This window comes from Asaia spathodeae NBRC 105894, assembly GCF_025994195.1.
GTDB lineage: Bacteria > Pseudomonadota > Alphaproteobacteria > Acetobacterales > Acetobacteraceae > Asaia > Asaia siamensis.
Genome location: NZ_BAPY01000026.1, coordinates 194,876 through 210,978 on the forward strand (window position 1 = coordinate 194,876; position 16,103 = coordinate 210,978).

11 protein-coding genes are annotated in these 16,103 nt (G+C 59.2%); 5 read left to right on the top strand and 6 right to left on the bottom strand.

Annotation, left to right across the window (positions count from 1 at the left end; all coding sequences use genetic code 11):
• Positions 1-222: 222 nt before the first annotated feature.
• Positions 223-1,410 carry an SMP-30/gluconolactonase/LRE family protein gene (locus AA105894_RS10280; protein WP_373316767.1) on the bottom strand — a complete coding sequence of 396 codons (1,188 nt, stop codon included), beginning with the start codon at positions 1,408-1,410 and terminating at the stop codon, positions 223-225.
• A gap of 248 nt (positions 1,411-1,658) precedes the next feature.
• On the opposite strand from AA105894_RS10280, the gene pgm reads away from it, so the two are divergent.
• Complete coding sequence (gene pgm / locus AA105894_RS10285) at positions 1,659-3,305, top strand: phosphoglucomutase (alpha-D-glucose-1,6-bisphosphate-dependent) (protein ID WP_267311619.1); 1,647 nt, start codon at positions 1,659-1,661, stop codon at positions 3,303-3,305.
• 109 nt (positions 3,306-3,414) lie between these two features.
• Here pgm and AA105894_RS10290 read toward each other — a convergent pair whose 3' ends face one another.
• The 4 genes from AA105894_RS10290 to hemC all read right to left on the bottom strand — a co-directional run bounded on the left by AA105894_RS10290 (position 3,415) and on the right by hemC (position 7,967).
• Positions 3,415-4,002, bottom strand: coding sequence for a cytochrome b (locus tag AA105894_RS10290; protein ID WP_267311620.1), 588 nt, complete (start codon positions 4,000-4,002; stop codon positions 3,415-3,417).
• A gap of 11 nt (positions 4,003-4,013) precedes the next feature.
• Positions 4,014-4,451 carry a pseudoazurin gene (locus tag AA105894_RS10295; RefSeq protein WP_267311621.1) on the bottom strand — a complete coding sequence of 146 codons (438 nt, stop codon included), beginning with the start codon at positions 4,449-4,451 and terminating at the stop codon, positions 4,014-4,016.
• A 60-nt stretch (positions 4,452-4,511) separates the two neighbouring features.
• A complete protein-coding gene (katG, locus tag AA105894_RS10300; protein WP_373316762.1) occupies positions 4,512-6,767 on the bottom strand; it encodes a catalase/peroxidase HPI in 2,256 nt (751 codons plus the stop codon).
• 144 nt (positions 6,768-6,911) lie between these two features.
• Entirely contained in the window at positions 6,912-7,967 is a 1,056-nt protein-coding gene (gene hemC, locus AA105894_RS10305) for a hydroxymethylbilane synthase (protein ID WP_267311622.1), read from the bottom strand.
• Between the two features lie 262 nt (positions 7,968-8,229).
• On the opposite strand from hemC, the gene AA105894_RS10310 reads away from it, so the two are divergent.
• The gene (locus tag AA105894_RS10310; protein WP_267311623.1) at positions 8,230-10,347 is read left to right on the top strand and encodes a TonB-dependent receptor; all 2,118 of its coding nucleotides are present in this window, start codon (positions 8,230-8,232) and stop codon (positions 10,345-10,347) included.
• 60 nt (positions 10,348-10,407) lie between these two features.
• On the opposite strand, the gene AA105894_RS10315 is transcribed toward AA105894_RS10310, so the two are convergent.
• A complete protein-coding gene (locus AA105894_RS10315; RefSeq protein ID WP_267311624.1) occupies positions 10,408-11,100 on the bottom strand; it encodes a GntR family transcriptional regulator in 693 nt (230 codons plus the stop codon).
• 176 nt (positions 11,101-11,276) lie between these two features.
• On the opposite strand from AA105894_RS10315, the gene AA105894_RS10320 reads away from it, so the two are divergent.
• The 3 genes from AA105894_RS10320 (at position 11,277) to AA105894_RS10330 (ending at position 16,010) form a co-directional block, all read left to right on the top strand.
• Entirely contained in the window at positions 11,277-13,607 is a 2,331-nt protein-coding gene (locus tag AA105894_RS10320) for a TonB-dependent receptor (protein ID WP_267311625.1), read from the top strand.
• A gap of 67 nt (positions 13,608-13,674) precedes the next feature.
• Entirely contained in the window at positions 13,675-14,958 is a 1,284-nt protein-coding gene (locus tag AA105894_RS10325) for a cation:dicarboxylate symporter family transporter (protein WP_267311626.1), read from the top strand.
• Between the two features lie 20 nt (positions 14,959-14,978).
• Positions 14,979-16,010 carry an Ldh family oxidoreductase gene (locus tag AA105894_RS10330; protein WP_267311627.1) on the top strand — a complete coding sequence of 344 codons (1,032 nt, stop codon included), beginning with the start codon at positions 14,979-14,981 and terminating at the stop codon, positions 16,008-16,010.
• Positions 16,011-16,103 lie beyond the last annotated feature (93 nt).

A 16,103-nucleotide genomic window follows, 5' to 3' on the forward strand; every position in this document is an offset into this window, starting at 1 on the left:
AATAAGTGATAAATATTGTATTATTATAGACTAAAAATCATAAGATATTCCTATTTATTATAGATGTATTGATAAATTTTATTACATCCCATTTTATTGTGTTTGTTTGCAAAGATAGAGCCATACACTCAAATGACAAACCCAGGTCGCGCGCCGCACGGGGCGCAACCCGGGTTAAATCCGGCTTCCGGATACAGCGATCCGATCAAACCGATGACCGAATCAGGAAGATGCCGCGCCCTGCACACCGACCTGAAGCATATAAAGGGCGCTGCCTGCGCACATCACGATATGGTCGCGCTTTGGCCCCGCAAATGTCAGGTTCGAGCACCCTTGCGGCAGACGGATACGCCCAAGCAAGACGCCTTGCGGGCTGAACACGAACACACCACACAAGCCGAGCGGGCCTGTCACACCGCACCACAGATTGCCGAATACATCGGCCCGGAATCCGTCAGGATTCATCTGGGCGCCATGAAAGCGCATATCTGCAAAGACGCGCCCGTTGGTCAGGCTGTCGCCCTGCACGTCGAACACATGAATAGCCTGATCGCCACCCTTCTTCTGACCGGGCCCGGCGGGGGTCGAGGCAATATAAAGCTTCTTGTAGTCGGGCGAGAAAGCCAGACCATTGGGGCAGGTCACGTCTTTTTCCATCAGCACGGCCTTGAGCGTGCCATCGGGGGCGAGACGGAACACATGGTCCTGCTGGCGTCTCACGCCACCAATCTCTCCAATCAGCTCCCGTCCGATCTTCCAGCGGATCTTGCCATCGGGATTGGTCGGGCCACCCGGTTCGTCCGCATGGCCTTCCGAGATGTTGGTCCCGTAACCCGGATCGGTGAACCAGATGCTGCCATCCGGATGCGGCACAACGTCATTGGGCGAATTCAGCCCCTTGCCCTCGAACTTGTCGGCAAGCACCGTCACACTGCCATCATGCTCGAAGCGGACGAGCCGACGGAAGAAATCCTCACAGGTGATCAGACGGCCCTGGAAATCGAAACAATTGCCGTTGGCGGCATAGCTATCCGGACGAAACTCCGTCACCTCGCCCGTTTCCCAGATATAACGCAGCGCCTTTGACTGAACGACGTCGCTGAAAACCAGATAACGCCCTTCGCTGCTCCAGGCGGGGCCTTCCGTCCAGTCACCCTTGTCGTAGATCCGACGGATGGGGGCAGCAAAATAGGTCAGATTGCTGAAAGACGGATCGAGCGCGATCACATCAGGGTCAGGAAAATAGGCCGGTCCCGCAGCAGCACCCCATTGGCGGGGCGGCTGGCTGATCACGTTGGGTGGTGTTGCCGTCGCCTCTGTCGCGGCACGGGCCGGCAGGGCAGCGCAGACGGCGCCACCCAGAGCCGTTGTCAGAAACCCTCTGCGGGCGAGGGGCATCTTGAGTTCCATCATGTGATCCTGTGAGCGTTACGGTTCCTGCTGTCGCGGCGGGAACGCCTGGCACCGTAATCCGGACGAGATGAGTTTTGTATCAAGTTATTGTCAGCTTGGGATTATGATCCGGACCGTCACTTCCATGCCGCATAACGGCCATGTGATGTGTTCATGAAAGTATTCCGACGCATTGACTCGGCGCCATCGGGCGGTGTCACCTTGCGCCATCAGGACCGCCTGCAAGATCAAGGACCCGAAGACTCATGACTGCTGTCAGCCCCCTCGCCGGCAAGACGCTGGATCCCTCCGCCCTCGCCGACATACCGGCACTCATCGGGGCCTATTACAACCGCAAGCCAGACCCGGCGATTGTAAGCCAGCGCGTGTCATTCGGCACCTCCGGTCATCGTGGGTCGTCACTGCATACGAGCTTCAACGAGAACCATATCCTCGCCATTTCAGAAGCGATCTGCCGCTATCGCAAGGACAAGGGAATTACGGGGCCACTTTTCATCGGCATCGACTCCCATGCCCTGTCAGACCCGGCACAGCGTTCGGCCATCGAGGTATTCGCCGCCCATGGCGTCGAGGTGCGTATCGACTGCAACAGTCGCTTCACCCCTACCCCGGTCGTTTCCCATGCCATCCTGACCTACAACAAGGGACGCAGCGAGGGGCTGGCCGATGGCGTAGTGATTACGCCTTCGCACAACCCGCCGGTCGATGGCGGCTTCAAATACAACCCGCCCCATGGTGGTCCGGCCGATACCGATATCACCAAGGTCATTCAGGATCAGGCCAATGCCTTCCTGACTGCCGGTCTCAAGGACGTGCATCGTCTGCCTTACGAAGAAGCCCGCAAGGCCGATTGTGTACGCGGCCATGACTTCATCACGCCTTATGTCGATGATCTGGGCGCGGTCATCGACATGGAGGCCATCCGCAATTCGACCATCCGCATCGGTATCGATCCGCTGGGTGGCGCGGCGCTGGATTACTGGCCTGCCATCATCGCGCGCTACGACCTCAAGGCCACGATCGTCAGCATGGAGCTCGATCCGGCATTCGGGTTCATGACCGCAGACTGGGACGGTCAGATCCGTATGGACTGTTCCTCACCCTATGCCATGGCCCGTCTGATCGGCATGGGCTCGCAATTCGATGTCGCCTTCGCCACCGATACGGATGCCGATCGTCACGGTATCGTCTCGCGCCCCGACGGGCTGATGAACCCAAACCATTATCTCGCCGTCGCAATCTGGTATCTCTTCACCCAGCGCAAGGGCTGGGGAGCGAACGCGAAGATCGGCAAGACGCTGGTCAGCTCGGCGCTGATCGACCGCGTCGCGAAAAAGATCGGCCGCGAAGTGGTTGAAGTCCCTGTTGGATTCAAATGGTTTGTCGACGGGCTGTATGACGGCACGCTCGGTTTCGGTGGCGAAGAGAGCGCGGGCGCATCCTTCCTGCGTCGTGACGGTGGCGTGTGGTCGACTGACAAGGATGGTCTGATTCTGGGTCTGCTGGCCGCAGAAATCACCGCCGTAACCGGCAAGACCCCGGCAGAGCACTACCATGCCCTGACCGCCGAACTGGGGGCGCCTTTCTATCAGCGCATCGATGCGGCTGCGAATGCAGAGCAGAAAGCCATTCTGTCGAAGCTCACCCCGGAAAAGCTTTCCATGACGCATCTGGCAGGCGACGCCGTGACGGCAACCCTGACCCGCGCACCGGGCAATGACGCCGCTATTGGCGGCCTGAAGGTCACGACCGATAATGGCTGGTTTGCAGCCCGCCCCTCAGGCACGGAAGATGTCTACAAGATCTATGCAGAAAGCTTCGTCAGCGAGGCCCATCTGAAGCAGATCCAGCAGGATGCCCAGACCGCTATTTCGGCCCTGTTCAACGCCTGAAGACAAGAAATCCTCTCCTTTTCGGGAGAGGGTTTCAAACAAACCGGCTTGGACACCATCCCTGTTGTCCGGTTGCCCCGAAGGACAGAAAATCCGGCCTTACCGAATTTTACTGCGGTTTGGACGCGTGGCGGGAAAAGGGGATTATTCTCCAGATTAGCCCGTCGCGCATGACAACACCGTGCCAGAGGGCAGCACCGATATGCAGGGCTATAAGGGCGGCAAAACCCCATCCGGCCCAGTGATGGACGAGACGCAGCGGATCCTCAAAGCGACCATCCGCCGATAATGGCAGAAGCGGCCAGTCAAACAGACCGAACATGCTGAGTGGCAGAGCCAGCGATGAAGCTGATGCCAGCGCCCACCCGCTGAGCGGCGACAGAACCTGTCCGGCATAGAGCAGAGCATGAGTCATTGAGGCGATATGGCGCATCAATGCCGTTTCTGAGGCTGGCAGAACAGGTGGCTTGTGACGCAGACGCCAGACCACCCGCAGCACAACCAGAACCAGGGTGATCATGCCCAGAGCCCTATGGGTCTGGAACAGGGAAAACGTGACCATGTCATCAAGGGTCACGTGATCCATTGTCAGGCCAAGGCCGATCTGTACCAGAACAAGAGCGGCAATCAGCCAATGCAGCAGGCTTGCTACACGCGTGTAGCGCTGTGTCCCTGTGCTTGTATCAGACCCGGCCATGGCATCCGCTCTCAGGAGTGATCGAGCTGAGCGAAAAGCTGATCAAAGCGGATCTTCGCCGCACCCGGTTGTGAAACGGCCTTGGCTGCGGCCTCATTCACCGGCTTGTCCACCACGACCATCCCGACCATGCCCAGGAAATAATGCGGCAGGCATTTATAACCATAGAGACCCGGCTTGGAGAACGTTACGCTGAGATCGTGACCCATCTGACCGGCAAAGGGGGTGGCCCCGTCAGGGATCATGCCGGTGATGGACTGGGCGTTATGCCCCGGATCGCTGGCAATGAAATGCACCGTATCACCGGGCTGGATATGCACGATGGCGGGTTCGAAGCCCCGGCCGCCGTTGGCTGTGTGAGACAGCATCTTCACTTCTACCGTCGCAGCCTGAGCGGCGAGAGGCATCATGGCGGCGCAGAGCGCCAGAGCACGTATCATTCTGGACATGGTCTACTCTCCTGACCCGCCAGCACCATGGTGCTGGCGGGAATCTGCTTCGTCAGAAGCTCAGTTGCGATGCAGATCGAAGCGATCGAGCGTCATCACCTTGGTCCAGGCCTTGGCGAAATCGGTCACGAACTTGGCCTGTGCATCATCAGACGCATAGACTTCAGCCACGGCCCGCAATTCGGAGCTGGCACCGAAGACCAGATCGACAGACGAGGCCGTCCAGCGCTGCTTGTTCGTCTCGCGATCAAACCCGTCATAGACACCAGGCTGAGAAGCCGACTTCTCCCAACGCGTCGACATGTCGAGCAGGTTGACAAAGAAGTCGTTGCTCAGTGCGCCGGGGCGGGTCGTCAGAACACCCTGCTCTGAATGCGCCGTGTTGATATCCAGCACACGCAGACCACCCAGCAGCACCGTCATTTCAGGCACTGTCAGATCGAGATTACCCGCACGATCGACCAGCATTTCGGTGGGAGACTTCTCATCCTGCTCCGCACGATAGTAGTTGCGGAAAGCATCGGCGCTCAGCTCCAGCAGGGCGAAGCTCTGCTTGTCGGTCTGCTCCGGCCCGGCATCCACACGACCCGGTGCGAAAGGCAGGTCAAGGCTGACACCAGCCTTCTTGGCGGCCTGTTCGACACCGACATTGCCGGCCAGCACGATCACATCGGCCAGCGAGACCTTGCGACCATGATGGTTGGCACTGTTGAAGCGCTTCTGCACGGCCTCGAGCTTCGGCAGAACGATTTTCAGATCGGCCGGATCATTAACAGCCCAGTCATTCTCGGGTGCCAGACGGATACGGGCACCATTGGCACCACCACGATGGTCGGAGGTGCGGAACGACGCGGCAGAAGCCCATGCGGTCTTGATCAGGTCACGCTCGGAGATACCCGAAGAGGCGATGGCCTTCTTCAGCTCGCGGATATCGACCTGATTGATCGTTGCCCCCTGCGCAGCGGGAAGCGGGTCCTGCCACAGGAAATCGGCAGCCGGGACTTCAGGTCCGAAGTAGCGCGATTTCGGCCCCAGATCACGATGCGTCAGCTTGAACCAGGCATGGGCAAAAGCATCGGCAAACTGCTCGGGATGAGCCGCCCAGCGTGTGATGATCTCGTGATAGGACGGATCGGTCTTGAGCGCGATATCGGTCGTGAACATCATGAGCGGATGCGCCTTGTTCGGGTCGCTGGCGTCCGGCACGATGTTTTCCGCATCCTTGGGCATCCACTGGATGGCACCAGCGGGGCTCTTGGTCTTGACCCACTCATGGCCCAGCAGATTGTCGAGATACTGCGAGGTGAAGTGGATCGGATCAGCCGACCATGCGCCTTCAAGACCGCTGGTGATGGCGTCGGTCGCCTTCAGCTTGCCCTGCACGCAGTGATTGGCCCAGCCGAGGCCCTGCTGCTCGACCGGTGCGGCAGCCGGTGCAACACCGACGCATTTCGTGGCCGAAGCGGCACCATGAGCCTTGCCGAAGGTATGACCCCCAGCGATCAGCGCCACAGTCTCTTCGTCATTCATGGCCATACGGCCGAAAGCAAGGCGGATCATCTGAGCAGCCGCTGCCGGATCAGGCACGCCATTCGGGCCTTCCGGGTTGACGTAGATCAGACCCTTGGTGGTGGAGGCCAGAGGCTTGGGCAGATGGCCGCCGGGCTCGACGCTAGACTTCTTGATCTGCGAGTCCACGTTCGATGCGCCGAACTGGGTGCCGGGGCCCCAGTAGACCAGCTCTGATTCCCAGTCATCGGCACGACCACCGGCAAAACCGAGTGTCTTGAAGCCCATGGATTCGAGGGCGACGTTACCCGTCAGCACCATCAGATCGCCCCAGGACAGGTCACGGCCGTATTTCTTCTTCACCGGCCAGAGCAGGCGACGCGCCTTGTCCAGGCTTGCATTGTCGGGCCAGCTGTTCAGCTGCTCGAAGCGCTGCTCGCCACCTTCCTCACCGCCGCGACCATCCATGGCGCGATAGGTGCCAGCGGCATGCCAGGCCATACGCACGAAGAACGGTGCATAGGTGCCGTAATCTGCAGGCCACCAGGGCTGCGACTGGGTAAGGGTCTTGCGGATGTCAGCCTTGACTGCGTTCAGATCCAGCTTCTGGAAAGCACGCGGATAATCGAAATCGCCGCCATAGGGGTTCGATTCTGCTGCATGCAGACGCAGCGGTGCCAGGCTGAGGCGGGTCGGCCAATAGAACTCATGGGGCTTCTCGATGCCGTCTGCGCGGGCTGAAGAAGGCAGCGTGGTCAATGTGGTGGAAGCGATCAGCGCTGCCATCCCGAACTTCAGAAGCTTCATTTCATTACTCCCTGAGTATTTTCCATGACCCCCCAGATTTTGAGGATCATTATTGTGGTTCCCGGTTTATTTTCAGTATTGTTATTTATCAAACCGATTGTAATTATATCTCTTATAGGAAAAACCCCACTTCACAGCGGCGTCCTACCACCCCGGCTGACCGATCAGCCGGGAGAAAACAGCGGCTGGCGTGTCCCGGCGCAGCATGGCGCCCATTTCGGCTCCGAGCGCCGACGCCTCTTCCGGCAGACCGGCAATCTCTCGCCGCACCACGACGCTGCCATCTTCGGCAGCGATCAGCCCGTGCAGGACCAGACGCCCGTTCTCGAACTTGGCAAAGCCGCCAATGGGCGTGCGGCATGACCCGTCAAGCACCTCGAGCAAGGCGCGCTCTGCCGTTGCTGCCAGACGGGTTGCCGGATCTTCGATTGCCGTCATGAGCTTGCGCAGCCCGGTGTCGCGGCGACGCAGGGTGATACCGATAATGCCCTGCCCGCAGGCGGGGAGCATGTCATCGGGCTCGAAAACCACATCAGCCCGCGCGGCCATGCCCAGACGGTTCAGCCCGGCAAGAGCCAGCAACGTGGCATCGCATGCCCCCTCTTCAAGCTTGCGCAGCCGCGTCTGCACATTGCCCCGTATGAGGCAGAATCGTAGATCGGGTCTTCTGGCAAGAATCTGCGCCTGACGTCTGACAGAGGCACATCCGATAACGGCTCCTTTCGGCAGGCAATCCAGCGGGTCCTGACCTGGCTGCACGGCATTTCGATCACGCAGCACAAGAGCATCACGCGGGTCTTCACGCCTGAGCGTGCAGTCCAGCACCAGATCATCGGGCAAAAAGGTTTCCAGATCCTTGAGGCTGTGAACGGCAAAATCGATCTCGCCAGCGCGCAGGGCTTCGTGGATCTCTTTCGAAAAAAGCCCCTTCCCCCCGATTTCGGCCAGTCGCCTGACCTGATCGCGGTCGCCTTTCGTCGAGATTCGGCGCTCCTGCAGGGAGCCGAATATTTCCAGAAGCGGAAAGGTCTCACCCAGCTGCGCCATGAAGCTGCGTGCCTGAACAAGCGCAAGAGGCGATGCCCGCGTACCGACACGAAGCTCGCGCCCGAAGACCGGATGCGGCAATGGCAGCGACGACGACAGGGTCGCGGCAAAATTCAGATCGGTCATCAGGGAGGAGGCGGGCAGGATCGTCATGCGCCAAGCCTTACCGCCCCGGTTATTCAAGGTGTAATTGTTTGTCCTGCGCTCAGTAACAGGATTTACCTGTCAACGCCGCGCCAATCTGCCGCCAGACATTGGCTGCTGCCTCCTTCTGTAGCGGATTCTGCCTCGTGTCTTCTTCGCAACAAGTTACGCCGAAGTGACTGTTGTGCAGGGCTGGAAAGGCACCAATGACTTTTATTAATAATGATTCTCATTATCAATAATGGGGTATTCATCGAAAGGCCCCTCTCCAATGCCCCCCTGTCCTGCTGTTCTGTCACGAGGCCGGAATATCCCGGTAGCCGGAACCCTGCTGCTTGCCCTGGTGAGTGGCGCTTTCTGTCTTCCCGATACGGCGCAGGCCGAAGACGAGAACAGGAAAACGGCTTCCACCTCACAGCAAGGCAGCAAAAAAGAAGCGCCACGCAATAATGACAGCGGAAACCCGACCGAGACGATCGTGGTTGTTGGCGACAAGCTCGACCACCTGAAGAACACGAACAGCGCAGTAACGGTCCTGCGTCATCTCGACGCAAGCGAATACCGATCGCTTTATGACGTGGTCAATCGCGTGCCCAACATGATCGGTAATGCTGCTGATATTCCGACCATACGTGGCGTGACGGGCTCTGGCGCTGCGGGTGGTATTTTCAGCCTGATGTCAGGCAGTCGCCCCAGAACGGCAACCATTATCGATGGCCTGCCCGAAACCTATTCAGGCCAGCGTTATGTCGATGCCGGAACCTGGGATATGGATCAGGTCAGCGTGCTGCGCGGCCCTCAGGCCACGACACAGGGCCGAAACGCCATAGGGGGTGCCATCACGCTGAATTCCAAAGCACCGACGCAGTACTGGCAGGCTGGCGTCAGGGGCGGTTATGAAAGCGCAGGCAGCAAAGGGGTCTTTGCCGGGCTGCTATCCGGCCCGATCATCAAGGATGAGCTGGCTTTTCGCCTCACGACAGACGGCGTGCGCGGCGACAGCTACATCCGCTATCCGGGAAGTGGTTGGCCGTTCAATCCGCATGAAGTGAGTCAGACCTCGATACGCGGCAAGCTGCTCTGGACACCGAAGATCCTGCCTGCTCTCAAGGTCACGCTCATGGGCTGGCACCGCGAACAGCACGGTGAATATCTCTACACCGCTACGGGCCCCGACCTGTTTCGCTATCACTTCGATAATGCGGATATGAACACGCGCATCTCGGATTCGAGCATCGATCAGGCAAGCCTGCGCGCCAGTTACCGGATCTCTCCTTCCCTGACCAATGAACTGACCTATGGCCATGTCTGGTATGACGCGCTGTTCCATCAGGGTAACGCCATCGGCAGCGCCAACAGCCTTGGCCATCTGGCCCTGCGCGAGCAGAACAATACGGTCGAGGACAGGCTCGTTCTTGCCCCGGCGCAGAGTCGTTTCAACGGTGTCGCCGGGTTCTATTATTTCAACCGCGACCAGAATATCCGATCGGATATGGGCGTGAATGGCCCTGATGCCGAACGCACCTATGCAGGCTATGTCGACGGAACCCTTCATCTTGTCGGCGGGCTGAGCCTGATTGCGGGCGCGCGCGTCGAACGAGAGGAGCAGGCACGCAATGTTGCCCTCTCATGGGGCAAGGTCGCGCTCAATGCCGGAACGACCATGTTCCTGCCAAAAGGCGGGTTGAGCTACAGCTTCACCCCGGTAACCAGTGCAAGTTTTACCGTACGACGCGGCTACAACCCGGGCGGTGGGGCCATCGACTGGGACAACGGCACCTATTATCAGTACGGGAAGGAAACGGTGACGACCTATGAGCTTGGCGGCCATACCGAACTGCTGGACCGCAAGCTGAGCCTGAACACCAATCTGTTTTACAATGATTATCACGACTATCAGGATCTGCTGAACTATACCTTCGTCAATATCCCGCATGGGCGCAGTCTGGGTCTTGAGCTCGAGGCGATTTACCACGTCACGAAAACCCTCGAGTTTTTCGGCGGACTTGGCCTTCTGGACACCAAGATTCTTGATGCCCCTGCGGCCTATCATTCAGTCGAGGGTAAGAAATTCAGCAATGCCCCCTCGGCAACACTCAATATCGGTGTCGAGAAAAGCTTCAGAAACGGCCTGTTCATGGGGGCGATTTTCAACCGCGTCGGCAGCTATACCTCGCAGGTGGAAAGCGGCACGGGGCTGGTAGCGGGAGACTATAATGTGCTCAATGCCCATATAGGTTATCGCACGCGTCATTATACGATCCGGTTCTACAGCAAGAACCTGACCAACGAAAATATCCTGTTCAGCGGACGCACCAACTGGGCTGGCCTTCAGGCCCAGATCGGCCAGCCGCGCGCCTTCGGCTTTACAATCGACGGGCGGCTCTGACCCGCCGCTGACACTACCCGCCCTGATCCTGCCCGCCCTGCCATAGCAGGGCGGAATTGGTCATGACTCGGCCAGTGCGCCACTCAATCCGGTATGGCGATTGCTTCTTGCACGATTGCGCAGGGCTTTTTCGAGATGCACCAGATGGTCCTGCGTGATGCGTATGGCCTCTTCCCGATCTCCGCGCTCCATGGCCGAAATCAGCTCACCATGATCGTTGCAGGAATGCTGGGCGTCTTCTTCCGATTGATACAGGGCAGAAATCAGCACGGTGCGCGCCGTCAGATTTTCCAGAATATCGGCCAGAACCGAATTACCCAGCACATCGGCCATATGCACATGAAAATGGCCGAGCAGATAGGAGCGCCTCGCCAGATCCTGTCCGGCAATAGCCCCTTGCTGGGCCTCGTGATGCGCCCGCAACCGCGCGATGGCTTCTGGCGAGACGAGCGCGTGATCCATGATCAGCCCTGTCTCGACCGCACGTCTGGCCTCGATGATTTCACGCGCTTCAGCCACGGTCGGTTCGATGACGAACCAGCCGCGACGCGGTGAGACATCGACCAGCCCACGACTGCTGAGGCGTATCATCGCCTCGCGCACCAGCGTGCGCGACACCCCGAAGATCTCGCCGACCTCTTTCTCGCCAAAGCGCTCGCCTGGGGCGATTCGGCCTGAAAGCACGGCGTGAATGATACGCTCCTCGATCACGAGGCCGCTGGCACGTTCCGGGTCGAGTTTCTGATGCTGCATGAGTGTTTTATGCGCTGGGGAAAGACCCAAGGCAAGCGGGTTGCATCGTATCGGACCAGCAACAGTCAGACGCGGTTTTCACAAATTTTTCATTTCGTTGTGGAACTGTTCCAGTTTGTATTCTAGTTAGTATACAAGTCCTGCCCATACGAGAAATATCGCTGTCGGAGCCGTCCATGCCCCCCAAGAAGAGCCATCGCCCCTCGCGCATGATGTCCTGTCGGACAGTTCTGCTCGTCTCCACCATTGTGGCGTCGCCGTTTCTTCTTTCTGGCGCGACGGCGCAGGCCGCCTCTGCCTCAACGCACACAAAGACCGCGACACATGGCAAGGCCCGCTCTCATGCGCCGCTCAATGGCGGCAGCGAAACGGTTCAGGTTGCCGCCCGTCGCGGCGTAACCAGCGCCGGCCAGCACAACGCCCATTCCGAAACCATCCTGTCGCGTCAGGAGTTGCAGAATCGCAACGTTCGGCAGTTGACCGATATCGTGCGTGTTGCTCCCAACCTAACCATTCAGCCGAGCTTTGGCAGCGCTGCCCTCAATTTTGCCCTGCGCGGCGTCGGGCTGATGGATTTTACCCAGAACAACACGCCCTCGGTCATGCCTTATGTCGATGGCGTCGCTTATCCGGTCAGCATCATGACCACTGGCATGCTGTTCGATATGGATGATATCTCGGTCGCTCCCGGTGCCTCGGGCTTCACCCATGGTCAGTCAACCACGGGCGGCGAGATCAATTTTCACACGGGCGATCCGACACAGACATTCCACGCAGGCCTGACCGAGGATATCGCAAGCTACGGCCGCAATCGTGTCGAAGGGTTTGTCTCCGGCCCACTCTCACGCAGCGTCTCCTATCGTATTGCAGGGCAATCGCTCACGGGAGGCGGTTTCCAGCATAACGGCCAGGGCGTCGGTTATGGCAACAGCAATATCGGCGCATTGCGTGGCAAGCTGCGCTGGCAAATTGACGAGACCTCACGCCTTGATATTGGCGGCCACTGGACGACCGACCAGTCTGAATCGTCATCAGGGCATAATCTCTACAACGCCTATGGCGTGCCGGTCACGAACGACATCTATCAGACCGCCTGGGGCCTGGACCCGCGCTTTGCCAAGATTATCGGCATCAATGCCAACAACCCGAAGCCGCGTGAGGACAATCTCTTCTGGGGCGCGAATATCCGCTACACCAAAGACTTCAGCTGGGCGCGTCTGTGGACGCAAAGCGCCTATGAAATGGTCGATGAACACGAACTGACCAACCAGACCAACTCGGTTCTGTCTTACGGCAACATGTTCCGCAACAACCAGACCAATGTGTTCTCTCAGGAGATCAAGCTGGAATCACGCGACCCGAAGGCGCGCCTCCACTGGGAAACGGGGATGTATTACAGCCGCGCCCGCATGGCCCAGAGCTTCTGGTATGACAGCTCCGACCGGCCCGGCACCACGCCGCTGAACGAAACCTCGTATCGTCAGAACCAGCAGAATTTCAACCAGTATGTGCAGCTCAGCTACCGCATACTGCCCAAGCTCACCCTGATCGGGGCCATCAATCACGAATCAGACGATCGACAGATGCTCAATCTGACGAGCACCAACGTCAATCTCAACACGGGCCTTGCCACAGCACAGACCAATTTCGGCAGCGCCGGTGCCCTGACCAACCAGTTTGGCGGGCGTGTTGGCCTGCAATATCAGGTAACCCCCAATATCATGGGCTATGCCATCTTCTCGAAAGGCTTCAAGCCTGGTGGTTTCTCGGCCAATATCACGCAAAACGCCAACCAGCTTCGCCCCTTCAAGCCTGAATCCGTGCTGACCTATGAGGGTGGTTTCAAGTCGATGCTGTTCGACCGTCGCCTGCGCTTCAACGCGGCCGGTTTCTATTATGATTATCGCGACCAGCAGCTTCTGGGCAGCATTCTGGTGCCCCCCTATGGCGTGCTCGGTGGCTATGTGAACGCGCCCCGCTCCTATATCTACGGCGCTGAATTCGACATCGAGGCGCATCCGTTTCATGGCCTGACGCTCACGCAGAATTTCGGCTACCAGAACGGTGTCTACACCCAGTTCCAGAGCCTGAACCGCAGCGCCACGACCGCCCAATTTGCTTCCACGGGTGTCTGGTCGCCCGTCTATACGAATTACAACGGCTATAATATGGGGCTGGCCAATCTCACCCTGTCCGGAGCTGCGGTCTATACCTGGCCCATGTTCCGCGATTATCGCATGACCTTCGATGTCGACTATAATTATCGCGGTGCCCAGACACAGCCCCAGCATATTGGCGATGGCGGCATCTATCGGGCCCCTGCCTATTTCCTGGTCAACTCCTTCCTGACCTTCGCCGCGCCCAAGCAACACTGGTCGCTGACCGTCTATGGCCAGAACCTTGCCGACCGCCGCTACTGGCTGTCCGGCGGGACACAGGCCACCTTCTACGGCGTCATTCCCGGCCTGCCCCGTTTTGTTGGCGCGAAAATCAACGTAACCTATTGATCGCACGACCCGACCGCCCTTATGGCGGGGCCTGATCCGGCCCCGCCTTTCTGACTGGAGAGCCGATTTGAGCGCCCATGACCTGAAGAAATCCGCCCGCTATCGCCCCGGCATTTTCATTCAGGTCATCATTGCCACCATAGGCGGGATTCTGATCGGGCTTTTCGCCCCTCATCTTGCCCATCAATGCCGCTGGCTGACCGATCTTTTCCTTCGCCTCATCCTCATGATCGTGGGGCCGCTTCTGTTCTGCATCGTCGTGAGCGGCATTACCGGCGCGGGGTCGCTCGGTGCGGTGGGCAAGCTGGGTAGCCGGGCCCTGATCTATTTCGAGGCCATGACTACGCTGGTTCTGCTGCTCTCGGTCGGGGCCGCGCTGCTGCTGCATCCGGGGCGCGGCATGAGCTATACGCCCAGCCCCGAAGACGCGCGGGCGGTGGCGAGTTATGCTGCCAATGCCCATGCCCTGCATGGCCAGGGGGTCACGGGGTTCATTCTCAACCTTATTCCCCGCTCGCCTGTTGCCGCCTTTGCCGAAGGCAATATTCTCCAGATCCTGTTCTTTGCCGTGCTTCTGGGCTGCTGCCTGTCGCGACTGGGCGAGGCTGGCGCACCTATCACGAAGCTGATCGAGAGTTTCTCGTCCCTTTTTTCGCGCATGATGCGCGTCATCATCGCCACGGCCCCGCTTGGCGTTTTCGGAGCGGTCTCGACCACGGTGGCGGAATACGGGCTGGATGCCATCGACCATCTGGCCCTGTTCGTCATTCTCTATTTCGGCGCCATTGCTGTTTTCATCATCGTTATACTTGGCGGGCTGCTTCAGCTTTGCGGCGTCAACCCGCTGCGCTTTGCGCGCTATTTTCGAGAAGAGATCCTGATCGTCACGGCCACGACCAGTTCCGATTCCGTCCTGCCAAGCATCATGACCAAGCTCGAGGCGATGGGCATTTCGCGTCAGGTCGTGGGGCTGGTCGTGCCTGCAGGCTATTCGCTCAACCTCGATGCGCTCTCGATCTATCTAGGATTTGCCGTCGTCTTTCTGGCTGAAGTAACGCACACACCACTCACCCTCACACAGATCCTCTCGATGCTGGCCACGGCGCTCATCACGTCGAAAGGGGCGCATGGCGTGCCGGGCATTGCCATTGTTGTGCTGGCCGCCACCATGGCCGCTGCTCCCTCCATTCCGCTTTCGAGCCTCGTTCTGCTAATCGCCGTTGACTGGTTCAGCGGTATTGCACGCGCCGTCGGCAATCTGGCCGGGAATTGCGTTGCGCCTGTTGTTCTTGCAGCATGGCAAGGCGCACTCGACCGCGAACGGGCACGGAAGATGCTCGGCTCCCAATAACCGCTGAAAACGGATTTTCCATGAACGACGCCATACGCTATCCGGCCGCTCTGCTTGCCGAAGCCTGCCAGTCCAGGCTCGTTGCCGCAGATGCCTTGCCTGAAGACGCCGCCGAAACCGTGCGGGCCCTGATGCATGCGTCATGCCTTGGGACAGACAGCCACGGCGTGAGACTGATCGGCTATTATGTTGACATGCTCAACAATGGCGGTGTGAACAAGCGCCCGCTGCGCCGCTTCGAACAGACAGCCCCGGCGACTGGGCGACTCGACGCCGATTATGGCCTTGCCCATGCCTCCTCCTATCGCGCCATGAATGAGGCCGTCGCTCTGGCCCGCCATGCCGGAATCGGTGCCGTGACCGTGCATCATTCGACCCATTACGGCGCAGGTGGCGCCTATGCGTTGGCAGCTGCCGAACAGGGTTTCGTCTCGCTCGTGCTCAGCAATTCAGACCCCGCCGTGGCTCTGGCGGGAGGGCGGGCGCCCTTTCATGGCACAAACCCCATTGCCATGGGCGCACCGGTACGCAACCGCCAGCCATGGCTGCTCGACATGGCCACGTCATCCATCCCCTTCAACCGCGTGAAGCTGTATCGCAGCCTTGGCCTGCCCCTTCCGCCGGAAGTGGCTCTGAACGAGGAAGGCCACCCGACACTCGACGCCATGCAGGCGCGGTTTCTTCAACCGCTTGGCGGCATGGCCTATGGCCATAAAGGGGCAGCGCTTGCGGGCATGGTGACGATTCTCTCTGCCATTCTTGCCGGGGCCGACCCTGACCCCGTCATGATCTCGACCGCCGAGGCGCAGAAAGGCCCGAAGCCACAAAATGTCGGTCACATCATGGTGGCCTTCGATCCGGCCCGCTTCATCGGCCAGGAGGCTTTTGAAGCGGAAATGGAGCGCTATCTCGATGTGCTTCGCAATTCTCCCCCGGCTGAAGCCGATGTGCCTGTCTGTGCACCCGGTGACAAGGAGTGGGAAGAAGCGAGCAAACGCGCGGAACTCGGTATTCCTGTCGATCCGGACACGGCGCAGTTTCTCGGCCTCTAGCCGCACCGCAACCGGCTCGCCCCCTGGCGAGCCGGACAAGGGGCAGAAAGCCATTTGCCTGACTGTGTCCGAAACGGGCCTTCAAAGGACCGT

Bases quoted from the DNA above. Each gene is read 5' to 3' on its own strand.
- AA105894_RS10280 (WP_373316767.1), bottom strand. From the start codon at position 1,410: ATGGAACTCAAGATGCCCCTCGCCCGCAGAGGGTTTCTGACAACGGCT.
- pgm (WP_267311619.1), top strand. From the start codon at position 1,659: ATGACTGCTGTCAGCCCCCTCGCCGGCAAGACGCTGGATCCCTCCGCC.
- AA105894_RS10290 (WP_267311620.1), bottom strand. From the start codon at position 4,002: ATGGCCGGGTCTGATACAAGCACAGGGACACAGCGCTACACGCGTGTA.
- AA105894_RS10295 (WP_267311621.1), bottom strand. From the start codon at position 4,451: ATGTCCAGAATGATACGTGCTCTGGCGCTCTGCGCCGCCATGATGCCT.
- katG (WP_373316762.1), bottom strand. From the start codon at position 6,767: ATGAAGCTTCTGAAGTTCGGGATGGCAGCGCTGATCGCTTCCACCACA.
- hemC (WP_267311622.1), bottom strand. From the start codon at position 7,967: ATGACGATCCTGCCCGCCTCCTCCCTGATGACCGATCTGAATTTTGCC.
- AA105894_RS10310 (WP_267311623.1), top strand. From the start codon at position 8,230: ATGCCCCCCTGTCCTGCTGTTCTGTCACGAGGCCGGAATATCCCGGTA.
- AA105894_RS10315 (WP_267311624.1), bottom strand. From the start codon at position 11,100: ATGCAGCATCAGAAACTCGACCCGGAACGTGCCAGCGGCCTCGTGATC.
- AA105894_RS10320 (WP_267311625.1), top strand. From the start codon at position 11,277: ATGCCCCCCAAGAAGAGCCATCGCCCCTCGCGCATGATGTCCTGTCGG.
- AA105894_RS10330 (WP_267311627.1), top strand. From the start codon at position 14,979: ATGAACGACGCCATACGCTATCCGGCCGCTCTGCTTGCCGAAGCCTGC.